The sequence below is a fragment of the Palleronia pelagia genome (assembly GCF_900110115.1).
Classification (GTDB): Bacteria; Pseudomonadota; Alphaproteobacteria; order Rhodobacterales; family Rhodobacteraceae; genus Palleronia; species Palleronia pelagia.
Genome location: NZ_FOCM01000001.1, coordinates 187,093 through 208,913, shown reverse-complemented (window position 1 = coordinate 208,913; position 21,821 = coordinate 187,093). Strand labels below are relative to the sequence as shown.

The following is a 21,821-nucleotide window of genomic DNA, read 5'->3' as shown; positions in this document are numbered from 1 at the left end:
ATGCGGGATACGGTCGACCTGAATTGCGACATGGGCGAGGACTTCGGTCCCTGGGAGCTGAGCGAGGCGCCCGCCGAAGCCTTGATGGAGATCATCACCTCGGCAAACGTCGCCACCGGCTTCCATGCCGGGGATCCCAACAAGATGGACCGCGTGGTGTCGCTGGCCAAGAGCCACGGCGTCGGGCTGGGCGCGCACCCGGCCTACCGCGATCTGCAGGGCTTCGGCCGGCGCTACATGGACATGGCCACCGACGAGCTGGTGAACGACATCGTCTACCAGGTCGGCGCCATCCGCGAATTCGGTCGCCGACACGGCGTCTCGCTCCAGCACGTGAAGCCGCATGGCGCGCTTTACATGGAAGCGGCCCGCAACGAAGAGCTGTCGGTCCACATGGTCGAGACGCTGCTGAAGACCGGCGGCGACACGATCCTGTTCTGCATGGGCATGTCCAAGACCTTTGCCGTGGCCAAGCGGCTGGGCCTGCCGGTCGTGCGCGAATTCTACGCCGACCGTGGATACGCGGACGACGGTTCGATCGTGTTCACCCGCAAGGTCGGGCGGATGGATCCCGACCAGATCGCCCAGAAATGCCTGCGAGCCTGCAAGGAGGGGACGGTCGAGACCGATACCGGCAACACCGTCGAGATCGAGTTCGAGTCGATCTGCTTCCACTCGGACACGCCCGGCGCCGTCGAACTCGGCGCCACGATCCGCAAGACCCTCACCGAAAACGGCATCCGGATCGCTCCGGCCGCCACGGTCCTCGAACGGGCCGGCTGAGACCAAACGAACACAGGAAAGGAAACGCCCATGGCTGACATCCAAGCGCCGGCACCCGGCACGTTCTACCACCGCCCCTCGCCCGAGGAAGATCCGTTCAAGGCCAAGGGCGACACCGTCGCCGAAGGCGACGTGATCGGGCTGGTCGAGGTGATGAAGACCTTCGTCGAGGTCAAGGCCGAGACCGCCGGCACCTTCGGCGGCTACGTGGCCGACAACGAATCCGCCGTGAAGGCCGGCGCGGTCCTGGCGACGGTCGAGAGCTGATCGTGCCCATCGAACGCCTGTTCATCGCAAACCGCGGAGAGATCGCCGTCCGGATCGTCAGGGCCGCCAAGTCCCTTGGCATCCACACGATCCAGGCCCATTCCGAGGCAGATGCCGACATGCTGGCCGTGCGGCTGGCCGATGAAGGCGTCGAGATCGGACCGCCCCCCGCGAAGAAATCCTACCTGGACATCGACGCGCTGGTCGCCGCAGCCAAATCCGTTGGTGCGGATGCGGTGCATCCCGGCTATGGCTTCCTGTCCGAAAGCGCGGCCTTCGCCAAGGCCGTCGATGACGCCGGTCTGATCTTCGTCGGCCCCGCCTCGGGCACGATCGAGCGCATGGGCGACAAGGTCGCCGCGCGCCAGGCCGCCGAGACCGCCGGCGTGCCGGTCGTTCCCGGCTCGGACGGACGCGTCGACGGCGTCGATGCCGCCGTCGCCGTCGCCGCCGAGGTCGGATACCCCGTCATGCTGAAGGCCGCCGCCGGTGGCGGTGGCAAGGGCATCCGCATCGCCGAGGACGAGGCGGAACTGCGCAAGCTCGCGCCGCAGGCGAAGCAGGAGGCCGAGGCCGCGTTCGGCGACGGCGGGCTCTACGTCGAGCGGGCGGTAATGAACCCGCGCCATGTCGAGGTGCAGATCATGGGTGACGGCACCGACGCGGTGCATTTCTTCGAGCGCGAATGCTCGCTGCAACGCCGCCGCCAAAAGGTCTGGGAAGAAGCCCCCGCGATGTGCCTGACGGACGAGACACGCGCGAAGCTGTGCCAGTCCGCCGCCGACCTGGCGCGGTCGGTGGGATATCGCGGCGCGGGCACCGTCGAATACCTGTTCGAGGAGTCGACGGGCGCGTTCTTCTTCATCGAGATGAACACCCGGATCCAGGTCGAGCATCCCGTGACCGAGATGATCACCGGCTTCGACTTGGTGCAGGAGATGATCCGGGTGGCAGGCGGCGCGGCCCTGTCTTTGACGCAGGCCGACATCACCATGTCCGGCCACGCGATCGAGGTGCGGCTGAACGCCGAGAACCCCGAGCTCGACTTCCTGCCCATGCCCGGGGAGATCGCCGCGCTGGATCTGCCCGAGACCGATGGCGTGCGTTTCGATCACTTCCTCTACGAAGGGTACGAGATTCCGCCCTTCTACGACTCCCTGCTCGGCAAGCTGATCGTCCACGCGCCGGACCGCGATGCGGCGATCGACAAGATGGCGTCCGCGCTGAAGACCCTGACGATCGAGGGCGTCCCGACGACGGCTGCGCTGCACATGGCGTTGGCGGCCGACCCGGACGTGCGCAAGGGCGCATTCCATACCCGCTGGCTCGAGCCGTGGCTGGCCGATGGCGGGCTCAAATCGCAACAGACCGGAGGCTGACCCCCGTGAAGACACGATACACATTCGGCGGCGACGAGCATGTTTTCGTCGAGATGGACGAGGAGATGTCGCTCGCCGCCTTCTTCAAATCCCTCTCGATGAGCAACGCCGTACGCGACGCCGACATTCCCGGCGTGACCGAGATCTGCCCGGCCAACGCGTCGTTCCAGGTGCGTTTCGACCCCGACAAGATCCATCCCGACGAGATGATGTCGCGGATCAAGGAACTGGAAAGCAAGGCCGAGAAGTCCGAGAACCGCATCGACACCCGCATCGTCGAGGTGCCGGTCTACTACCAGGATCCCTGGACGCACGAGACGCTGATGCGCTTTCGCGAGCGGCACCAGGACCCCGAGGGCACCGACCTGACCTATGCCGCGCGGATCAACGGGTTCGACACGGTCGAGGATTTCATCGAGGCGCACCATTCCGCGCCCTGGTTCGTGTCGATGGTCGGCTTCGTTTCCGGCCTTCCCTTCCTCTACCAGCTGGTCGAGCGCGAGAAGCAGATCGAGGTGCCGAAATACGTCCGGCCCCGCACCGACACACCCAAGCAGACCGTGGGCTACGGCGGCTGTTTCTCCTGCGTCTACTCGGTTCGCGGTGCGGGCGGCTACCAGATGTTCGGCATCACGCCCATGACGATCTTCGATCCGCGGCAGGAGACCAGTTACCTCAAGGATTTCATGGTCTTCTTCAAGCCCGGCGACATCGTGAAGTGGAAGCCGATCGACCGCGAGGAATACGACAGGATCCTCAAGGCCGTCGAAGACAACACCTATACCCCGCGTATCGCCAACGTGACGTTCGACCTGGACGCCTACGAGGCCGACATCGCGGGCACCAACGCCAAGCTGATGGAGGCGCTCAATGACGCTTGAGATCATCAAGCCCGGCATCTCGACGACGATCCAGGACCTGGGCCGTCCCGGCTATTTCCACCTCGGCATTCCCGAGGGTGGCGCCATGGATCGCCTCGCCCTGCGCAGCGCGAACCTGCTGGTCGGCAACCCCGAGGACGCCGCCTGTCTCGAGGCCGTGTTCATGGGACCCGAGATCAAGTTCGGGGCGGACGGCGTGGTCGCCGTGACCGGGGCCGAGATGCCGATGACCCTGGATGGCGAGCCGCGCGAGGCGTGGACGTCGTTCGAGGTGAAGGCCGGTCAGACCCTGAAATTCGGCTTCCTGACCACCGGCGCGCGGCTGTATATCGCCATCTCCGGCGGCATCGACACGCCCGCCGACCTGGGCAGCCGCTCGACCTACCCGATCGGGGCGCTGGGCGGTATCGAAGGCCGCGCCGTGCAGGAAGGCGACAGCCTGCCAGTCGGATCCGCGTCGGGCGCCGCCGCTGGTCGATCCATCCCCGAAGAGTTGCGCCGCCATCCGTCGGACCCGGAAGAATTGCGGGTCCTCCCCGGACTTTACTGGGATCGTCTGACCGACGCCGCCAAGGCATCGTTCTTCGAGGACGAATGGATGGTCGCGTCCGAGGCCGACCGGATGGGCTATCGCTTCAAGGGCGGCCGCGCCCTGGATTTCGTCGAGCGCGAGGCGCCGTTCGGGGCCGGGGCCGATCCGTCGAACATCGTGGATGGCTGCTATTCCTACGGCTCCATCCAGGTGCCCGGCGGGACCGAGCCCATCGTTCTGCACCGCGATGCGGTGTCCGGCGGGGGGTATTTCACGCTGGGGGCGATCATCTCGGCCGACATGGACCTGATCGGCCAGCTCCAGCCCAACACCACCGTCCGGTTCAAGCGCGTCGACATGGACGAGGCGCTGGCCGCCCGCAAGGAACAATCAGCGGTCCTCGAGAAGATCCGCAGCCACTTGGGATGACCCCGGCCGCCGGTGCCCCGCCGGGGCGTCGGCGGACGACTGAGTTTTGACACCAACCCGGAGACCGAAAGATGAAGTATCGACTGAATACGGCCCTTGCCGCATCGATTGCCTTGCTGCCCGCAGGCGCCATGGCACAGGACGCCTGGTTCCCCTACGAGGCCGAGCAGGTCACGCCCCCGTTCTCGACCGACGGTGAAACGTCCGCCGTCACCTACGAGGCCCTGGAAAGCGCGTCGGAGAAGTGGAACATCTGCGTTTCGTTCCCGCACATGAAGGACGCCTACTGGCTGGGCGTGGACTACGGCGTTGTCGAGGAGGCCAAGCGCCTGGGCGTCGCGCTGAACGTGGTCGAGGCCGGCGGCTATACCGAGCTGGCGAACCAGATCAGCCAGATGGAAGACTGCGTGGCCTCGGGCGCCGATGCCGTGATCGTCGGCGCGATCTCCTACGATGGCCTGAACAGCGTGATCGGCGAGATCGCCGGCCAGGGCATCCCCGTGATCGACGTCATCAACGGCGTGTCGTCCGACCAGATCGCGGCCAAGGCGCTGGTGTCCTTCTACACCATGGGCAACGAGACCGGACAGTACCTGGTCGACAAGCATTCGGGCGACAGCGAGCCGGTGCAGGTCGGCTGGTTCCCCGGCCCCGCGGGCGCCGGCTGGGTCGAGGCCGCGCACCAGGGCTTCATGGACGCGGTCGAAGGCTCGTCCATCGAGGTGCTCGAACCGCGCTACGGCGACACCGGCAAGGAAACCCAGCTGAGCCTGGTCGAGGACGTGCTCCAGGCCAATCCCGAGGTCGACTACCTCGCCGGCACAGCGGTGACGGCCGAGGCGGCGCAGGGGCTTCTGCGCTCGCAGGGGCTGACCGAAGATATCGGCATCCTCGCCTTCTACATGACCCCCGGCGTCTACGACGGGATCGAGCGGGGCTTCATCGAGGCGGCGCCGGCGGACTCGATGGTGATCCAGGGCCGCATGGCGGTGGACCAGGCCGTCCGCATCCTCGAGGACAAGGACTACATCCAGCACGTGGGTCCGAAGATCTTCGTGGTGAGCGAGGACAACGTTGGCGACGTCAACCGCGACGACATCCTGCCGCCGCGCAGCTTCCGTCCGGTCTTCTCGGTCGAGTAAGGAACGCGCGCCATCCCCGCCCTGGGGATGGCGCCACACAATATTCCAATGACAGAACATGTTCTCGAAGCCACGGGGCTGACCAAGCTCTATCCCGGCGTGCGCGCGCTCGACGATGTCGATTTCGCGCTGCGTCCCGGCGAGGTCCACGTGCTGTTCGGCGAGAACGGCGCAGGCAAGTCGACGCTGATCTCGATGCTGGCGGGGGCCAACCGCCCCACGTCGGGCACCATCCGCCTGAACGGCCGCGAGGTGTCCTTCGCCGATGTGGGCGCGGCGCAGGAGGCGGGCATCTTCACGGTGTTCCAGGAATTCTCGCTGATCCCGACGCTGAGCGTTGCCGAGAACATCTTCCTTGGACGCGAACCGCGGCGCGGTCCCTTCGTGGATCATCGCGCGATGAAGCGCATGACGCGCGAGATCTTCCAACAACTCGATTTCCCGATCGATCCCGGCGCGATGGTGGCGACGCTGTCGCGCGCCGCGCAGCAGATGGTCGAGATCGCCAAGGCCCATCACGGCGAGCTGTCGGTCCTGATCCTGGATGAGCCGACGGCGTCGCTGACGGATCGGGAGGTTGATCACCTGTTCGAACAGATCGCCGAGTTGAAGTCCAAGGGTGTCGGCGTCATCTACATCTCGCACCGCATCCAGGAATTCGCCCGCATCGCGGACCGGGTGACGGTACTGCGCGACGGCGCGCTGATCGGCACGCTCGAGATGGCGGATGCCGACGACGACACGCTGGTCGAGATGATGACCGGCCGCGAGGTGACCGAGATCTACCCGCGGATCCAGCGCACGGACCCCAAGACGGTGGTCAGCGTCGACGGCCTGTCCACCCCGGGTGTCGAACCCGCCAATTTCGAGATCATGAAGGGCGAGGTGCTGGGCATCGCCGGACTGGTCGGGTGCGGCAAGTCGCGGCTTGTACGCGCGCTGATGGGCGTCGTGCCGCGCTCGGGCGGGACCATCCGCCACCGCGGCGAGGACGTGTCCGGCCTGCCGGTCCGGGACATGATCGCGCGCGGATTCTACTATCTCTCGCCCGACCGCAAGGCCGAGGGGCTGGACCTGGCCCGGACCTCGCACGACAACCTCGCCACGAATGTGATCGAGGGGCGCGGCCGCAGCTTCGTGCGCTGGTCCAGCGTCCGGGCCGAGACGGACGCGATTTCTGACCGGGTGGAGCTCGACCCCGGCTACCGCAAGCGGCTGGTCAGCCAGGTGTCGGGCGGCAACCAGCAGAAGGTGCTGTTCGGCAAGTGCTTCGCCCAGCCCTCGGAGATCTTCATCCTCGACGAGCCGACCGTGGGCGTCGACGTGGGCACCCGAGCGGCCCTTTACCGGATGATCCGCGACCTGGCCGAAAACGGGAACGCCGTCATCGTCGTCTCGTCGGACCTGCCGGAGGTCCTGAACCTTTCGCACCGCCTGCTGGTCATGGCGCAGGGGCGGATCGTCGACGAACTGGAGAAGGACGAGATCTCGGAGGATCGCGTCCTGCGCAAATTTTTCGAAGACCGGGAACAGGCATCATGACAAGGACCACCACCAATCAAGCCAGCGGCGGCCTGCAGGACTTCGCGCGCCGCACCTTCATCCGGCTGGGTGTGCTGCCCGTGTTCCTAATCGTGGCGGTGGTCGTCTTCAGCCTGCTGTCGTCAAAGTTCCTGACCGGCCAGAACCTGATCAACGTGGCGCGCCAGTCAGTTTACCTGGTGCTTGTCGCGCTGGGGCAGATGCTGGCGCTGATCTCTGGCGGGTTCGATCTTTCGGTCGGCACCGCGATCGCCGTGACCTCGGTCGTGTCGGCCCTGACCATGGTCTGGGCATCGGGCGTGTTCCCCGAGATGCTTTGGTTCGCCATCACCATCGGCATCCTCGCAGGCTTCGGTGCCGCCCTGCTGATCGGCATCGTCAACGGCATCGGTGTCTCCTACTTCCAGGTCTCGCCCTTCATCATGACGCTGGGCGTGTCGTCGGTCGGCGGGGGACTGGCGCTGTTCATGACCGGCGGCGTTCCGGTGTCGGGCCTGCCTTTCGACTTCGGCAACGTCTTCGGGTTCGGGCGGCTCTTCGGTGTCCCTGTGCCGGTCCTGGTGGCGATCGTGTGTATCGTGCTGATGTGGATCTTCATGTCCCGCACGCGGCTGGGCACGCAGATCTACGCGGTGGGCGGCAACATCCGCGCCGCCGAGCTGTCGGCGATCAACACGCGGCGGACGCTGATGATCGCCTACGCGCTCTGCGCGCTGCTGGCGTCGCTGACCGGGGTTCTGCTGACCGCGCGGGTCGAGTCGGGCGAGGCCAATCTTGGCGGCTCGATCGCGCTGGAATCCATCGCAGCCTGCGTGATCGCCGGCGTATCCCTGCGCGGCGGCATCGGCCGGGTGGAAAACGTGGTGCTTGGCGCCTTCTTCATCGTGCTGGTCCAGAACGGCATGAACCTGGCGCAGGTCAGCTCGTACATGCAGATGGTGCTTCTGGGGTCGCTGCTGATCCTTGCCGTGATCTTCGACCAGGTGCGGTACCGGATGATGATGCAGGCCCGGTAGGAAAGCGAGTGTCCGGCCGAGGGTTCTCGGAGAATCCTTCCGGCGGCGGCTTGCCATTGAAAATCTGTTGACGCCGACCGCCCGGAGGCATCCGCCACATCGCCGTTCCGCTCAGACCGGCTCGATCCCGCCGCTGGCGAGGCTGCGGTCCACCGCTTCGGCCAGCCTGATCGCCGTCACCGACGAAGCGCCGTCGGGATAGCGCCCGGCCAGATCCGCCGCGGGCGTTCCGGCGTCGACCGCGGCCAGCACGTCGAGAAACTGGCGGATCGCGTCGAAGACGTACCCTTCGGTCACCGGGCCATGCAGCGGATGATCGTATTCCAAAGCGCCGAACGGATTGACCTCTGCCGCCCCCGGCGCCCCGGCGCTTGCGGTGAAATAGCCGCGCTGCTGGCTGTCGACCTCGGCCAGCCCCCCATCGCCCACGACACGGATGCCCTGGTTGACGATCGAGGGGAAGGACCGGGGCAGGACCCAGCTCAGATCGTAGTGCATCTGGAAACCGCCGCGATAGGAGACCATGGCCTGAATGCTGTCCCAGACATCGCCGAGCCCACGAGCCGACAGCGCACCCTTCTGGCCCGTGGCCCAGACCCGCTCGGGTTCGAGAGTCGTAAGCCATGTCACGAGATCGTAAAAGTTCACCCCCAGAAACCACGAGGGCGAGGTCTCGGCCACCCAATCACGCAACCAGCGCTCGGGCACCTCGATCCGGTCTTCCATGTGAACGCTGCCGTACAGCGGCCGGCCCAGAACTCCGCGCGCAATGTCTTCGCGCAGCCGGATATGGGCGGGATCGAAACGCTTGTGCTGATCGACGTAGAGCACCCGTCCGGCCTCCGCAAAAGCCTCGGCCAGCCGGGCCGCACGGGCGGACTGGATGTCCAGAGGCTTTTCACACATGACGTGAAGATCGTGGCGGAAGGCATTGAAAAGAATGGGCGCGTGCAGGTGGTCGGGCGTTGCCACCGCGAGGACGTCGATCTCGCCGCTTTCGATCATCGCATCGGCATCGGCATAGGCGGGCAGATGAAACGTCGTTGCCGCGCATTGCCGCCGGTCGGGATCGGGATCAGCCACTGCGGCAAGCGTGACCCTGCCGCGACGCTGCTCGGCGGCGAAGCATTTGAGAATCATGGTGCCATAGGTGCCGCACCCCGCGACGCCGAGCCTCGGGACAGGGCTCATGCCGTTTGAACGGTCGGCATTTCGACCACCCGGGGCCGGAGCGCGTCGTCCCACGCCAGTCGGCCGGGGCCCAGGGTGATGCGGTGATGGACGAGCGCGCGCCGCAGGATCTTGCGTGCAGCGGGTCCCGCCATTGCGGCGGCGGCCTCGGGATCGGCGATGGACCAGTCCGCCAGGTTCCGGACGGCCTGATCCAGGCGCAAGGCCGACCCGGCGAGACCGACACCTGACGGCTGCACCACGCGCCCGTCCTCGGTCAACCGCACCTCCATGCCCGCGAAGCGATAGTCGCCCGGGGACATTGCGGCGGCGACGACCGCGTCGCTGACCAGAACGCAGTTTTCCGGACCCTTGAGGCTGACGAGGGCGCGCAGGGCATCCGGCGGGATGTGATGGCCATCGGCGATCAGGCACGCGGCAAGGCGCGGCTCGGCCAGTTGCGCGAGCAGCGTGTTGTCGAGCTTCGGCAGAAGTTGTGGCAGTCCGTTGCCCAGGTGTGTCGAAACCGACAGCCCCGCGTCGGCGGCCGCGCGCACGTCGGCGAACCCGGCAGCGGAATGCGCCATGGCCACGATCTTGCCCGACGCGGCCAGCTTTCGGACCGCCTCGGCCGCGCCCGCCCGTTCGGGGGCCAGCGTCACCAGCAGGATCGGGCGGGAGAGCCGTGCCTCGAGCTCGGAGACCAGTACGACCGACGGATCGCACATGGCGGCGGCCGGATGGCAGCCGTGATACCCCTCGCCCGCGTTCAGGAACGGGCCTTCAAGGTGATAGCCCGGCACCATAAGCGGACCCAGACGGCTGGCGCGCACCGCTGCGTCAAGCGCGTCGAACCGCGCGCGCAGATCCTCCGCTGTGGCGGTGATCAGCGTCGGCAGGCAGCCGGTCACTCCGTCGGCCAGCATGGCCTCCAATGCGCGGTCCATGGCGGCGGGCGTGACGGAGATGTCGTTAAAATCGACCCCCGCGTAGCCATTGACCTGAAGGTCGAACAGTCCGTCGGTCTGCACGCCCCGCCCCTCAGATCTTGCCGGTCAGCAGTTGCGATGCCTCGGGGTCCATGTGCGCGCTGACGCTGTCATGGGTTTGCAGGATCGATGCCGGGGCCATGTTGCTCACCGGGCCCTGCAAGGCGGCTTTCACGGCCTTCGCCTTGCGCACATCGGGAACGGTCAGGATGATGTGGTCCGATTTGAGGATCTGACGGATGGACATCGAGACGGCCTGCGCGGGCACGTCCTCGAGCGTCGGAAACCAGCCCTCGCCGTATTGCTGCTGGCGACAGGCCGCATCCAGGTCGACCACGATATAGGGATCCTCCGTCTCGAAATCCGCGGGCGGATCGTTGAAGGCCAGGTGGCAGTTCTCGCCGATGCCCGCGAAGCAGACCACGATGGTCTCGGCGGCGATGCGCGCGTTCAGGCGGGCGATCTCGGCGTCCAGGTCGGCGGCATTCCCGTCGACCTCGACGAATTCGCCCAGGTTGCCGACCGGGCGCACGAAGCGTTCGCGCAGGTACCCCCGGAAGCTGGCAGGGTGATCGTCCGGCAGGCCGACATATTCATCCAGGTGGAAGGCGGTGACTTTGGACCAGTCGACATCCTCGCGCACGAGATGTTCGAGCATCTCGAACTGGCTTGCGCCGGTCGCCACGATGATCGCGGCGCGACCGTCGCGGTTGATGGCCTCGCGGATCAGCGCGGCCCCCTCCTCGGCCGCGGCACGGCCCATCGTTTCCTTGTCTATGTGAACCGTGGTCTTCATGCGCCCGCCTTTTGAACGTTAATGTTTTTATATATGGATGCCCTTTCAGCAATTTTGTCAACCCGACAAGCATCGATCACTTTTTTTGGAACGAATGTGTTCAAATATATTGACGCGCCGGCACGCGATGGGTTTGGTGGCGTAAAGACAACAACCAATCAGGGAGTCTATTCGATGAAACTGCGTCACACCTTGCTGGGACTGCTGGCCAGCGCCGCCATCATCCCGACAGCGGCCTCGGCCCAGACCGTCTTGCGGCTGGCCGAGAACCAGCCCGACAGCAACCCGGTCACCGTCGCGATGTACCGTTTTGCCGAGCTTGTCTCGGAATACACCGACGGTGAGATCGAGGTTCAGGTCTTCTCGGGCGCCCAGCTGGGCCAGGAGCCGGAAACGATCGAGCAGGCGCAGGCCGGCATCATCGATTTCACCCGCGTGAACTCGGTCGGGCTGGCCAATGTGAGCCCCTCCATGGGCGCCTTCACCCTGCCCTACGTGTTCGCGGACTGGGACCACAAGTACAGGGTCCTGGACGGCGACATCGGTCAGGAGGTGCTAGCCGATCTCGAGGATGTGGGCCTGAAGGGCTTCGCCTACATGGATGCCGGCGCGCGGTCATTCTACACCGTCGAGGGCGTGACCATCTCCAGCATCGAGGATCTCGAAGGCCTGAAGATCCGGGTGCAGCCCGCCCCGATCTCGATCCGCATGATGGAACTGCTGGGCGCGGTGCCGACCCCGATGAACTATGGCGAGGTCTACTCGGCGCTCCAGACCGGCGTGATCGACGGTGCCGAGAATGATTTCGTCTCGTACCACACCTCGGCGCATTACGAGGTCGCGCCGAACTATGTCATCGACGCCCACCTCAGCCCCCCGGCCCTGCTGCTGATGAACAAGGCGCGGTTCGACAGCCTGTCGCCCGAGCACCAGGAGGCGGTGACGCAGGCCGCGGTCGAGGCATCGATGTACGAGCGCGAGATCATGCGCGAGGCCAACGAAGAGGCGCGGGAAACCGTCGTCGAGGGCGGCGCCACCGTGAACGAGATCGATAACGGCCCCTTCCAGGAGGCGGTGCAGCCGATCTACGAGGAGTTCCCGGACCTCATGCCCCTGCTCGAGCGGATCCAGGCCGCGAAGTAAGCGGCCGCGGCGAAACAGAACGCTTTGAAACCGATGACCCGGCGCGGCCGACTGGCCCAAGCACTCGACGCAACCAACCGGTTGGCCGCGCTGGCCTGCCACCTTCTTTTGGTGGCGATCACGACCGTCACGGTGGCACAGGTCTTCCTGCGCTTCGTGATGAATAGCCCGACCAGCTGGTCGGAGGAGATCGCACTGCTGTTTCTCATATGGTTCGGCCTCTTGGCCGTGGCCGTGGGCATCCGGCGCCACGAACACGTGGCCATCACCTTCCTGCGCGATCTGCTGCCGCATCGCGTGGCCCTTGCGCTCGACTACCTGGCGCAGCTTTCCATGGCGGGGTTCATGTTCACGGTCATGTACTACGGACAGGACCTGGTCGATCTCGCCGGGGTGCAGGTCCTGCCGGCCTCGGGCCTGCCGAAGGCGCTGCTTTACATCCCCGCCCTCGTCGGCGGGCTTCTTGGCATCGTGAACGCGCTCGGCAACATCGTGCTGCGCGACGTCTCGATCCCCGACAATCGCGAGATCTCGCGCGCGGAGGCGTCGAATGTCCGCTGACTGGGCCGGGATCGCGTTGCTTCTGGGCGGATTTCTCGGGCTGATGCTGATCCGGGTGCCGATCGCCTTCGCCCTCGGCCTCGCGTCGCTGGCGACGGCCACGTATCTGGGACTGCCGCTTCTGCTGGTGGCCCAGCGGATGATCAACGGCCTGAACTCCTTCACCTTCCTGGCCGTGCCGTTCTTCATCCTCGTCGGCAACATCATGACCGAAGGCGGGATATCGGACAAACTGGTCAAGCTCGCCGATGTCCTGGTGGGGCGGCTGCGCGGCGGCCTCGCCCACGGCAATGTGGTGGCGAGCACCCTGTTCGGCGGCATCTCGGGCTCGTCCGTCGCGGATGTCGCCTCGATCGGGTCCTTCCTGATCCCCGCCATGGGCAAGGCGGGGTATCCGCCCGGCTATTCGGTCTCGGTGACGATCACCTCGTCGGTGCAGGGCGTCCTGATCCCGCCGAGCCAGAACATGATCTTCTACGCGCTGGCCGCCGGTGGGCTGCCGATTTCGACCCTGTTTCTCGCAGGCTACGTCCCGGGATTCCTGCTGGGCGCGTCGCTGATGGCCATCTGCGCGGTGATGGCCAAGCGCCACGGTCACCCGCTCGGCCGCCGCTATACGTGGCGAAGCGGTCTGGCGACGCTGGCCGACGCGGCAATCGGCCTTTTCACCATCGTCATCATCATCGGCGGCATCCTGACCGGGATCTTCACCGCGACGGAATCCGCCGCCGTCGCGGTGGTCTACGCGCTGATCGTGACGACCTTCTGGTATCGCAGCCTCGATCGTGCGGCGGTGTCGCGCATCTTCGCGGGCACGCTGACAACCCTTGCAATGGTGACCGCGATCATCATGACCTCGTCGGTCTTCGGCTTCCTGCTGTCCTACCTTCGCATACCTGCCCTGCTGGCCGAGGGGATCTTCTTCATCTCGGACAACAAGCTCTTCGTGCTGCTGGCGATCAACCTGCTTCTGCTGGTGCTGGGAATGCTCATGGACATGGGCGTGCTGATCCTGTTGCTGACGCCGATCCTGCTGCCCATCGTCACGAAGGTCGGCGTAGACCCGATCCATTTCGGGGTGATGATGATCCTCAATCTCGGAATCGGGCTGTGCACGCCGCCGGTGGGTACATCCCTGATCGTCGGCTGCGGAATCGCGCGGATCCGAATGGGCGCAGCCGTCCGGCAGATGTGGCCCTTCTACCTGGCGATGATTGTGGTCCTGCTGCTGGTGACGTATGTCCCGGCGCTCACGATGACCCTGCCAGAAATGATGCGTTGAACGATCGCCATGGAAAACAGCCGCATCGATGACCTGATCGCCGTCACGACCCTGGTGCGCAGCGGACAGGCCACGAACAGGGGCGAGATCTCGCGCCAGCTTGGCCTACGCTCGACCACCGTGTCGGACCTGGTGGGGCAGCTGATCTCGTGCGGCGTGCTGCACGAGAACACGGCCCGTGGCCGCGGCAAGGGACGGCCCGCCGCCGTCCTCTCGCTGAACCAGCTTCGCCTCGGGGCGGTCTTCGTGACCGTGACCGACCAGACCCTGGTGGCCAGCGCCGTCGACCTGGACCTCCGCGTGCTGGGCCAGCAGACCGCGGCGCCGCCGCAGGACACGAGCACCGAGGCGATGACCGAAGTGCTGCGGCGGCTGGTTGCAGACACCGCCGCGCTCTTTGCCCCGCAGGTCGAGCTTTGCGCCGTGGTCTGTTCGCTGTCGGGCCTTCTCGACGTGGGGCGCCTGACCTGGTGCGTCTCGGCCCGCTGGCCCGAGATGCGGGACCTGGACCTCGGCGATGCGCTGGACGAATTCGACTGCCCGGTCTGGCTTGTCCGCAATCTCGACGCCGAGCTCGCCGGCCGCCGCATTTCGGAGAACCATGGACCCGGTGAAACCGCGCTGCTGCTGCACTGGGGCCACGGCATCGGGGCCGCCTACGCGGCGGGCGGCGACGTGGTGAACCGTGACCGCGGCCGGTTCTGCGAGATCGGTCACTGGCGTCTGGGGAATGGCCGCGACGTGCGCTGCACCTGCGGCAACACCGATTGTCTCGAAACCGTCGCGGCGCTCTGGTCGATCCGGCCCGCCCTGCTGACCGAGTTTCCGGAACTGCCCTATAGCGAGGGCGCCATCGCCGCGCATCTTGCGCGGATGGACCTTCGGGATTCGGCCGTGGTCGAAGACGCGCTGGTCGAGGTGCTACGCCTGACCGCCAATCTCTGCCGTCTGCTGTTTCCCGACCGCGTCATCCTGACCGGTCCCTTCGTGCAGAACCCCGAGGTCTTCAGTCGTTTCGTGCAGAGCCTCGAAAAGGCGCCAATGCTGCGCTCGCACGACAAGGTCCGCGTCTCGGTGAGCGACTGCAGCCACGCGCCGGAACTGGCAGGCGCGCTGCGCGAACCCTTCGCCGTCGCCCTTCGCACCTTGCTGGAACAAGGCGACACGGTGCCGACCCGCCCTGCCCGACGGGCTCAGGCCCCCGTGAAATGACTCGGTCGCCTTTGGGCCGGGCGTCTTAGCGCACGACCCGAATGGCCTGTTGGCGCCGCGCCCGTCCTTGAGACTCCAACCCTTTCGATGAAGAGCGCGGGCCGGAACAGGCACGCGACTTCGCGCTCGCGCCGGGAAGTCCAAGGACGGCGCTGGAACGAGGTGTGACCACGTTCACAGCGCGCCCCAAGGCGGGATGGCATGTTCAGGTCATGGCCAGACACGAGGTTGGCCAAACAGCCAAAGCGCAGGAAAGGAAATTCCAATGACCACTTTGATCTATCGCGGTATCGCTCACGATGGGGCGCGGACGAACAGCCCCCGCAAACCGATGAACCTGATCTATCGTGGCGTGCCCCATGACGGGCTGTCCGCAGCGACCACGTCTATGCGCCAGACAGCCTCCGTCATGTGCTACCGTGGCGTGCGCTACGTCCTTCGCGTGGCCGGCCAAATCACGCCCCTTTCCGAGCCGCGCGAGGCCCGGACACTCGGTGCGCTCGCGGCCTGAAAGATCCGCGAGGTGTTCAAACCGGCTTCGCGCGACCGGGCGATAGGCCTTTCTCATTAAGGAAGGCCTGCCGCCAGGGGTTAAGGGACTGTTCTGAAACTTTGACTCGATCAGAGTATTCGGCCAGCGTGACCCTGACACCCACGAGGTTCCGGTACATGAAGCTGCGGGCACTGTTCCTGATCGCGACTCTCTCAAGCGTGCCTTTGCACCAGGCAGGGGCGCAGACGCCGCTCGGGAACATCTGCGTCATCCTTGGCCTAGACGGAACCGCTCGCGTCTCCGCACTGGGCGCCGGCGGCCGTCCCGCGGAGGTGGGTCTGGGGGTGGGCCGCAACGCTACGCTGCGGACCGCGGATGGCGCCCGCGCGACGCTGCAATGCAACGGCGGACTCCGCGTGGTGGTGGGGCCCGGGTCGGAGGTCACGGTCCTGCGCATATTGGAGCAGGCGCCCCGGACCTTCCGGCTCGGGATCATGCAGGGTATCGCGGGGTTCATCTTCGGCAATGGCGATGCGGGGGAAGAGGTGCAGGTGCGCACCCCCTCGGCTGTCGCCGCAGTACGCTCGACCGAGTGGGCCATGCAGGTCGCAAGCGGTGCCAGCGCTATCTTCGCGCGCGAAGGTGACGTCTTCGTGTTCGGCGAAACCGGTACCGCGCGATTGGGGCCGGGCGACGGGGTCGACGTGTCCGCGGATGGAACCGTGGGTGCAGTCGTGCAATGGGGGCAACCAAGGATCGACCTCTTTTCGGAACTCCTGGGACCCGCTTGGTGAGGCGTCGCTGGAGGCGGTGGCGCGGGCCCGCTGTCGGCGGGCTGCTGGCTCTCCTCACCGCCCTGGCGCTGTCTCTTTGGCATCCGGGCGCGCGGACCGAGATCGGTGCGGGCCTGGAGGGACGTCTTCTCGACCTGCGGTTCCAGGTGCGCGGGCACCGACCGTCCCCCGACAGTACGGCCATCGTCGTGTTCGACGACAGGGCGGTCGCGGGACTGGAGACCTTCCCGCCCAGCCGATCGGACATCGCCAGAACCGTGCACGCGCTGTTCGACGGCGGCGCGGCCGTCGTTGCGCTCGACCTACTGCTCGTCGATCCGAGGCCCGACGACGCCACCCTCGCCCAAGCACTGGATCGCGGCGAAACGGTCCTGGGCGTTGCCGAAGCTCCGGCGGGACATGAGATGACAGGATTGATCGATCCCGCCGGTTTCGGCCTTGTCATCGGAGCCGACCCGATCAGGCCACTTCCTTCGTTGGGACCGACGGCCGAATTGCAGGGTCATGCCGCTCTGGGTCATGTGACGGTCAAGCACGACACGGACGGCGCGCTGCGCCGGATGCGCCCGGCGCTGACGCTGCTCACGCCCGACGGGACCCAGACACTTCCGGGCCTGGGGGTCGCCGCGGCGTCCGCGGTGGGACGCCGGCCTGAGATCGTCCTGCCGGGCGACGACATCGCGGGGCGGCTCAGCGGCGACTGGCCGGTTGCCTGGCTCGACACCACCGGCGCGCTGCCGCTCAACTTCTACGGACCGGGCGGGGCGATCCCGACGCATTCCGCAGGGGATCTCGAGGGCGCCGATCTCGTCGGCAGGGTCGTGTTCCTCGGCGCCACCGCGACCGGCTTCGGCGACCGGCACGCCACCAGCTTTGATCCGGTGCTGCCCGGCGTCGAAGCGCATGCCACCCTCGCCGCGAACCTTCTTGCCGGCGAGACCCTGCGCCGCGACCTGGTCGCCTGGTGCCTTGGCGGGGGGCTCGCCATCTCCCTCGCCCTTGCAGGATACTGGGCAGGCGGCCGACGGCGCCCGGCCCTGTTCATCATCGCAAGTGTATCGATCATCGTCTTGGCGCTATTGGTGCTTCAGGTGGCCTTCGCCCGCGGGTGGTGGCTGGATGCGACGACCGTCCTGTCCGCGCTTCTTTGCGGTCTGGCCATCGGCGGCACCCGGCGCGTGCTCGAGACACGACGTCGCGCGGCGACGCTCGCCCGGTTCCAGTCGCCGCGCCTGGTCGAGGCCATTGCCTCGCAAGCGGATTCCCTGGGCAATCCGCTTCCGCGTGAGGCTGTCGTCGTCTTCGTCGACGTGGCCGGCTTCACGTCTATCGCGGAGCGTGTCGGGCCGACCGAGACCGCGCAATTCCTGCGCCGGTTCCATGAACTCGTGGAAGCCGCCGCCGAACCGCAGGGCGGTGCGATCATGGATTTCGCCGGCGATGGTGTGCTAGTCGTCTTTGGCGTGCCGACCCCCACCAGCGACGAGGCCACCCGGGCGCTGCGATTCATCGACCGCCTTCTCGACGATGCGAACCGGCAGGGCCTGGTCCTGCGCTCCGGCGCCCATTTCGGCCCGGTGGAGTTGGGTATCCTGGGGGGGTTGCGTCACCGGACGGTCGCGATCAGTGGCGATGTGGTAAATATCGCAAGCCGGCTTCAGGATGCGGCAAAGCGCATGGGCGCGAGCTTCGCGGCGTCCGCCGATTTCGTCGCCGCGCTGGACGACCGTCCGGCAGCCGGATTGGAACCGGCGGGCGAATTGAACTTGCGCGGTCGGGCGGCCCCCGTCTCGGTCTGGGTGCGGCCCGTGGAGAAACGCGTCGGGAGCTTGCGATGAACGAAGCGACGGGGGGCCGGGCCGATCTGATCCGGCAATGCTATCTTTTCGAGGGCGCCAAGCCCGAGACCATCGCGCGATTGGCCGAGACCAGCACGCTCGAGACGCGGGACCGGCGCATGGATGTCTTTTACGCCGGCGATGCCTCGGACGGAATGCGCATCCTGATCTCGGGCACTGTCCGCATCTGGATCAACGATGTGCAAGGGCGCGAGCTGACTCTGGCTCTGATCGAACCGGGTGAAGCCTTCGGCGAGATCGCCATGCTCGACGGCGCGTCGCGCACGGCCAACGCGAGCGTTCTGGAGACCGCGCGGATGCTTCTCGTAAAGCAGGCCGCCTTCGACGCGGTGCTCGAGACCGATCCAAGGCTGGCGCGGCACCTGATCGTGCTCTTATGCGACCGGCTGAGACGCAATACTTCGGATCTGCGGGGTTTCGCATTTCAGGACATGGGCGCACGGCTTGCCGCGAAGCTTCACGATCTTGCCATGGGACACGCCGAAATCGACGGCGACGAGGCGCGCTTTACCGCCAAGTTCTCGCAGACGGAGCTTGCCAACATGCTCGGCGTCACGCGCGAGGCGGTGAACAAGCGTTTGGCCGCGATGTCATGTGACGGGATCCTGTCGATGGAGGATGGGAAGATCACGATCCGGTCTCTCGCAGCGTTGCGCCTGCGCAGTTCTTCGGACTGAGTTCGCGCCGCCCTTCGGGTCACTTGGTTGCGGTTTCTCGGTCTTGGAATGCCTCTCACCGGGGCGGGCGCGCCAGCACACTGTCCCGGGCAAAGCTGCGTTTACCCTGAAAGACCGCTGCCCGCGCCACGACGGCGCGCCGAAAGCCATGCCGAAAAGAGCGCCAAGATCGAGACGGTTGCGATGACCAGTGTCGCCAGGGCATTGACCTCGGGCGAGACGCCAAGACGGACCTTGGAAAAGATCACCATCGGCAGGGTGGTCGAGCCCGGGCTCGCCACGAAGCTGGCGATGACCACGTCGTCGAGGCTGAGGGTGAAAGCCAGCAGCCACGCCGCCACCAGCGCGGGCGCGAGCCCCGGCAGCGTCACGTCGAAGAACACCCGCAGGGGGCGAGCGCCAAGATCCTGCGCGGCCTCTTCGACCGAACGGTCGAGCGCGACCATGCGCGCCTGGATGACTACCACAGCAAAGGCCGTGCCGAAGGTGGCATGGGCGATGACGATCGTGCTCAGACCGCGACCGCCTGGCCAGCCGAGGGCATTGTCCAGGGCCACGAACAGCAGCAGCAGCGACAGCCCGATAATGACCTCGGGCATCACCAGAGGGGCGGTCACCAGCCCGCCCAGAAGGGTCTGCCCGCGAAACCGCCCGTGGCGCACAAGGGCCGTCGCCGCCAGCGTGCCGAGGACCGTGGCCAGGCACGCGGCCAGGAAGGCGACCTTCAGGCTGATCCAGGCCGCGCCCAGGATTTGCGGGTCGCGTAGAAGCTCGCCGTACCACTTGGTGGAAAAACCGCTCCAGACCGTGACGAGGCGGCTCTCGTTGAAACTGTAGATCACCAGGCTCACGATCGGGGCGTAGAGGAACACGAAGCCCGCAATCACGACAAGGCGCAGGACGGTGTGGCTCATGGCCGTTCGCCTTCGCGGGCCTGAACCCGCCGCAGAAGGGCGATGGGCAGCGCCAGGACCAGAACCATGACGATCGCCACGGCCGCGGCGACCGGCCAGTCGCGGTTCAGGAAGAACTCGTTCCACAGGACCGAGCCGATCATGAGGGTCCCAGGCCCCCCCAGCAGCGCGGGAATGATGTACTCGCCCACCGCCGGAATGAAGACCAGCATCGACCCCGCCACGACCCCCGGCAGAGACAACGGCAAGGTCACGGTCAGGAAGGTGGTCCCGGGCCGTGCGCCCAGATCGGCGGAGGCATCCAGCAGGTCGGCATCGAGCTTCGACAGCGTGGCGTAGAGCGGCAGGATCATGAATGGCAGGTAGGTATAGACGATCCCGAGATAGACGGCGAAATCAGTTTGCAACATGACCAGCGGCTGGTCGATGACCCCGACCGCCAGCAGGGCGTTGTTGACGATCCCGTTCGCCTTCAGCAGTCCGATCCAAGCGTAGACCCGCAGCAGGAACGACGTCCAGAAGGGCAGGATCACCAGCATCAGAAGCAGCCCGCGCCGGTGTTCGGGCGCACGCGCGATCACATAGGCCATGGGATAGCCCAGCAGCAGGGTCAGGACGGTGGAGATCGCGGCGATCTTCACCGAAGACAGGTACGACAGCAGGTAGAGCGGGTCCTCGGTCAGGAAGATGTAGTTTCCGAGGTTCAGCGCGATGGTCAGGATCCCGTCGGCCCAGTCGAGAAGCGGCAGGTAGGGCGGCTGGGCGATGGCCGGCTCGGAGAACGAGATCTTCAGAAGCACCAGGAACGGCACGAGGAAGAACAGCCCCAGCCAGGCCACCGGGACGAGAGCGACCAGACGTTTCACGAGGCCAGCACCACGGCGGATTGTCCGGTGAAGCCGAGCTGCACGGCATCCCCGGCGCCGATGCCTTCGCTTTCGGCGCGCAGGCGGTTGGTGCGGCTGACGCGCACGCGTTTGCCCGAGGCCAGCGTGACGTGGAACACCGACAGGTTGCCGCTGTAGACGATGTCGGTGACCTGCCCTGTCAGAACGTTGTCGTAGGGATCCGGCAAAGTGCGCGAGATGACGATCTTCTCGGGTCGCAGGGCCACGGCGACAGGTTGTCCCGCGGTTCCGGTCACGGCGTGCGGAATGCGGATGTCGATGCCGGCCTCCGGGCTCGCGATGACGGCATCGGTGTCGCGATCCTCGGCGATGGTGCCCTCGAACAGGTTCACCGTGCCGATGAAATCGGCCACGAACCGGCTTTGCGGAAACTCGTATACCTCGTGTGGCGCGCCCACCTGGACGATGCGTCCCTCGTTCATGACGCCCAGCCGGTCGCCAAGCGTCATGGCCTCCTCCTGGTCGTGCGTGACGACGATGAAGGTGATGCCGAGGCTCGACTGGATCTTCTTCAGCTCAAGCTGAGTCTCCTCGCGCAGCTTGCGATCCAGCGCGCCCAGCGGTTCATCAAGCAGAAGAAGTTTCGGCCGCCGTGCCAGCGCCCGGGCCAGCGCCACCCGCTGGCGCTGGCCGCCCGACAACTGGTCAGGTTTGCGGCGGGCCAGCTTTTCCATCTGCACAAGGGACAGCATATCGGTCACGCGCGTGGCGATCTGGGCCTTGGGCATGCCCATGCGGTGCAGCCCGTAGGCGATGTTGCGCTCGACGCTCATGTGCGGAAACAGCGCGTAGGACTGGAACATCATGTTCACGTCGCGCGCATGAGGCGGCACATCCGTCATGTCGCGCCCGTCGATGATGATGCGGCCCGCCGTGGGCCGTTCGAACCCGGCCAGCATCCTGAGCAGCGTGGACTTGCCCGAACCCGATCCGCCCAGCAGGCAGAACAGCTCGCCCTGCTGAATATCGAGGGAAACGTCATCGACGGCATAGACCTCACCGAAGGTGCGGGTGACGCCGTCGATGCGGATGAAGGGGTTGGACATCGCTCG

At 66.2% G+C, this 21,821-nt stretch carries 22 protein-coding genes; 16 read left to right on the top strand and 6 right to left on the bottom strand.

Going from position 1 to position 21,821, the window contains the following annotated elements; genetic code table 11:
- The 8 genes from BMX96_RS01025 to BMX96_RS00990 all read left to right on the top strand — a co-directional run bounded on the left by BMX96_RS01025 (position 1) and on the right by BMX96_RS00990 (position 7,971).
- Positions 1 to 783, top strand: a complete 783-nt coding sequence (locus BMX96_RS01025) for a 5-oxoprolinase subunit PxpA (RefSeq protein ID WP_091843287.1) — start codon at positions 1 to 3, stop codon at positions 781 to 783.
- A 30-nt stretch (positions 784 to 813) separates the two neighbouring features.
- The gene (locus BMX96_RS01020) at positions 814 to 1,050 is read left to right on the top strand and encodes an acetyl-CoA carboxylase (RefSeq protein ID WP_091843284.1); all 237 of its coding nucleotides are present in this window, start codon (positions 814 to 816) and stop codon (positions 1,048 to 1,050) included.
- 2 nt (positions 1,051 to 1,052) lie between these two features.
- Positions 1,053 to 2,429, top strand: coding sequence for an acetyl-CoA carboxylase biotin carboxylase subunit (locus BMX96_RS01015; protein ID WP_091843282.1), 1,377 nt, complete (start codon positions 1,053 to 1,055; stop codon positions 2,427 to 2,429).
- Positions 2,430 to 2,434: 5 nt separating this feature from the next.
- A complete protein-coding gene (locus BMX96_RS01010; protein WP_091843279.1) occupies positions 2,435 to 3,310 on the top strand; it encodes a 5-oxoprolinase subunit B family protein in 876 nt (291 codons plus the stop codon).
- Positions 3,300 to 4,271: a 5-oxoprolinase subunit C family protein gene (locus BMX96_RS01005; protein WP_091843276.1), complete on the top strand. Its 972-nt coding sequence runs from the start codon at positions 3,300 to 3,302 to the stop codon at positions 4,269 to 4,271. Before BMX96_RS01010 ends, BMX96_RS01005 begins: the two co-directional genes overlap by 11 nt.
- 71 nt (positions 4,272 to 4,342) lie before the next feature.
- Positions 4,343 to 5,413: a TMAO reductase system periplasmic protein TorT gene (gene torT / locus BMX96_RS01000; RefSeq protein WP_091843273.1), complete on the top strand. Its 1,071-nt coding sequence runs from the start codon at positions 4,343 to 4,345 to the stop codon at positions 5,411 to 5,413.
- A 48-nt stretch (positions 5,414 to 5,461) separates the two neighbouring features.
- Entirely contained in the window at positions 5,462 to 6,955 is a 1,494-nt protein-coding gene (locus BMX96_RS00995) for a sugar ABC transporter ATP-binding protein (protein WP_091843271.1), read from the top strand.
- On the top strand, positions 6,952 to 7,971 hold the full coding sequence (locus BMX96_RS00990) for an ABC transporter permease (RefSeq protein WP_091843268.1): 1,020 nt from the start codon (positions 6,952 to 6,954) through the stop codon (positions 7,969 to 7,971). The genes BMX96_RS00995 and BMX96_RS00990 overlap by 4 nt, the downstream gene beginning before the upstream one ends.
- 111 nt (positions 7,972 to 8,082) lie before the next feature.
- On the opposite strand, the gene BMX96_RS00985 is transcribed toward BMX96_RS00990, so the two are convergent.
- Genes BMX96_RS00985 through BMX96_RS00975 form a run of 3 tightly spaced genes read right to left on the bottom strand, consistent with a single transcriptional unit; the run spans position 8,083 to position 10,926 of the window.
- Positions 8,083 to 9,162, bottom strand: a complete 1,080-nt coding sequence (locus BMX96_RS00985; protein WP_091843265.1) for a Gfo/Idh/MocA family protein — start codon at positions 9,160 to 9,162, stop codon at positions 8,083 to 8,085.
- Complete coding sequence (locus BMX96_RS00980) at positions 9,159 to 10,172, bottom strand: N-acetylglucosamine-6-phosphate deacetylase (protein ID WP_091843261.1); 1,014 nt, start codon at positions 10,170 to 10,172, stop codon at positions 9,159 to 9,161. Before BMX96_RS00980 ends, BMX96_RS00985 begins: the two co-directional genes overlap by 4 nt.
- Positions 10,173 to 10,182: 10 nt before the next feature.
- Complete coding sequence (locus BMX96_RS00975; protein ID WP_091843259.1) at positions 10,183 to 10,926, bottom strand: glucosamine-6-phosphate deaminase; 744 nt, start codon at positions 10,924 to 10,926, stop codon at positions 10,183 to 10,185.
- A 174-nt stretch (positions 10,927 to 11,100) separates the two neighbouring features.
- On the opposite strand from BMX96_RS00975, the gene BMX96_RS00970 reads away from it, so the two are divergent.
- The 8 genes from BMX96_RS00970 (at position 11,101) to BMX96_RS00935 (ending at position 18,947) form a co-directional block, all read left to right on the top strand.
- Positions 11,101 to 12,069, top strand: a complete 969-nt coding sequence (locus BMX96_RS00970; protein WP_091843256.1) for a TRAP transporter substrate-binding protein — start codon at positions 11,101 to 11,103, stop codon at positions 12,067 to 12,069.
- A 33-nt stretch (positions 12,070 to 12,102) separates the two neighbouring features.
- Positions 12,103 to 12,630 carry a TRAP transporter small permease gene (locus BMX96_RS00965; protein ID WP_091843253.1) on the top strand — a complete coding sequence of 176 codons (528 nt, stop codon included), beginning with the start codon at positions 12,103 to 12,105 and terminating at the stop codon, positions 12,628 to 12,630.
- On the top strand, positions 12,620 to 13,912 hold the full coding sequence (locus tag BMX96_RS00960) for a TRAP transporter large permease (RefSeq protein ID WP_091843250.1): 1,293 nt from the start codon (positions 12,620 to 12,622) through the stop codon (positions 13,910 to 13,912). The genes BMX96_RS00965 and BMX96_RS00960 overlap by 11 nt, the downstream gene beginning before the upstream one ends.
- 9 nt (positions 13,913 to 13,921) lie before the next feature.
- Positions 13,922 to 15,124 carry an ROK family protein gene (locus BMX96_RS00955; protein WP_091843248.1) on the top strand — a complete coding sequence of 401 codons (1,203 nt, stop codon included), beginning with the start codon at positions 13,922 to 13,924 and terminating at the stop codon, positions 15,122 to 15,124.
- Positions 15,125 to 15,389: 265 nt separating this feature from the next.
- Positions 15,390 to 15,635, top strand: a complete 246-nt coding sequence (locus BMX96_RS00950) for a DUF4278 domain-containing protein (RefSeq protein WP_175481623.1) — start codon at positions 15,390 to 15,392, stop codon at positions 15,633 to 15,635.
- A 158-nt stretch (positions 15,636 to 15,793) separates the two neighbouring features.
- The gene (locus BMX96_RS00945) at positions 15,794 to 16,411 is read left to right on the top strand and encodes a FecR domain-containing protein (protein ID WP_091843241.1); all 618 of its coding nucleotides are present in this window, start codon (positions 15,794 to 15,796) and stop codon (positions 16,409 to 16,411) included.
- Positions 16,408 to 18,249 (top strand): CHASE2 domain-containing protein, encoded by a 1,842-nt coding sequence (locus BMX96_RS00940; RefSeq protein ID WP_175481622.1) that lies wholly within the window; start codon positions 16,408 to 16,410, stop codon positions 18,247 to 18,249. The genes BMX96_RS00945 and BMX96_RS00940 overlap by 4 nt, the downstream gene beginning before the upstream one ends.
- Positions 18,246 to 18,947, top strand: coding sequence for a Crp/Fnr family transcriptional regulator (locus tag BMX96_RS00935; protein ID WP_091843236.1), 702 nt, complete (start codon positions 18,246 to 18,248; stop codon positions 18,945 to 18,947). The genes BMX96_RS00940 and BMX96_RS00935 overlap by 4 nt, the downstream gene beginning before the upstream one ends.
- A 101-nt stretch (positions 18,948 to 19,048) precedes the next feature.
- Here BMX96_RS00935 and BMX96_RS00930 read toward each other — a convergent pair whose 3' ends face one another.
- From BMX96_RS00930 to BMX96_RS00920, 3 genes are read right to left on the bottom strand one after another with little or no spacing between them, the layout of a single operon-like run.
- Positions 19,049 to 19,861 carry an ABC transporter permease subunit gene (locus BMX96_RS00930; RefSeq protein WP_091843234.1) on the bottom strand — a complete coding sequence of 271 codons (813 nt, stop codon included), beginning with the start codon at positions 19,859 to 19,861 and terminating at the stop codon, positions 19,049 to 19,051.
- Entirely contained in the window at positions 19,858 to 20,727 is an 870-nt protein-coding gene (locus BMX96_RS00925) for an ABC transporter permease subunit (RefSeq protein WP_214606820.1), read from the bottom strand. The genes BMX96_RS00930 and BMX96_RS00925 overlap by 4 nt, the downstream gene beginning before the upstream one ends.
- On the bottom strand, positions 20,724 to 21,815 hold the full coding sequence (locus BMX96_RS00920; protein WP_091843228.1) for an ABC transporter ATP-binding protein: 1,092 nt from the start codon (positions 21,813 to 21,815) through the stop codon (positions 20,724 to 20,726). Before BMX96_RS00920 ends, BMX96_RS00925 begins: the two co-directional genes overlap by 4 nt.
- Between the last annotated feature and the right edge of the window lie 6 nt (positions 21,816 to 21,821).

Coding starts and splice junctions, on each gene's coding strand:
- BMX96_RS00995 (WP_091843271.1), top strand. CDS start 5,462: ATGACAGAACATGTTCTCGAAGCCACGGGGCTGACCAAGCTCTATCCC.
- BMX96_RS00950 (WP_175481623.1), top strand. CDS start 15,390: ATGACCACTTTGATCTATCGCGGTATCGCTCACGATGGGGCGCGGACG.
- BMX96_RS00975 (WP_091843259.1), bottom strand. CDS start 10,926: ATGAAGACCACGGTTCACATAGACAAGGAAACGATGGGCCGTGCCGCG.
- BMX96_RS00970 (WP_091843256.1), top strand. CDS start 11,101: ATGAAACTGCGTCACACCTTGCTGGGACTGCTGGCCAGCGCCGCCATC.
- BMX96_RS00990 (WP_091843268.1), top strand. CDS start 6,952: ATGACAAGGACCACCACCAATCAAGCCAGCGGCGGCCTGCAGGACTTC.
- BMX96_RS00965 (WP_091843253.1), top strand. CDS start 12,103: ATGACCCGGCGCGGCCGACTGGCCCAAGCACTCGACGCAACCAACCGG.
- BMX96_RS00920 (WP_091843228.1), bottom strand. CDS start 21,815: ATGTCCAACCCCTTCATCCGCATCGACGGCGTCACCCGCACCTTCGGT.
- BMX96_RS00985 (WP_091843265.1), bottom strand. CDS start 9,162: ATGAGCCCTGTCCCGAGGCTCGGCGTCGCGGGGTGCGGCACCTATGGC.
- BMX96_RS01025 (WP_091843287.1), top strand. CDS start 1: ATGCGGGATACGGTCGACCTGAATTGCGACATGGGCGAGGACTTCGGT.
- BMX96_RS00945 (WP_091843241.1), top strand. CDS start 15,794: ATGAAGCTGCGGGCACTGTTCCTGATCGCGACTCTCTCAAGCGTGCCT.
- BMX96_RS00960 (WP_091843250.1), top strand. CDS start 12,620: ATGTCCGCTGACTGGGCCGGGATCGCGTTGCTTCTGGGCGGATTTCTC.
- BMX96_RS00930 (WP_091843234.1), bottom strand. CDS start 19,861: ATGAGCCACACCGTCCTGCGCCTTGTCGTGATTGCGGGCTTCGTGTTC.
- torT (WP_091843273.1), top strand. CDS start 4,343: ATGAAGTATCGACTGAATACGGCCCTTGCCGCATCGATTGCCTTGCTG.
- BMX96_RS00955 (WP_091843248.1), top strand. CDS start 13,922: ATGGAAAACAGCCGCATCGATGACCTGATCGCCGTCACGACCCTGGTG.
- BMX96_RS01005 (WP_091843276.1), top strand. CDS start 3,300: ATGACGCTTGAGATCATCAAGCCCGGCATCTCGACGACGATCCAGGAC.
- BMX96_RS00935 (WP_091843236.1), top strand. CDS start 18,246: ATGAACGAAGCGACGGGGGGCCGGGCCGATCTGATCCGGCAATGCTAT.
- BMX96_RS01020 (WP_091843284.1), top strand. CDS start 814: ATGGCTGACATCCAAGCGCCGGCACCCGGCACGTTCTACCACCGCCCC.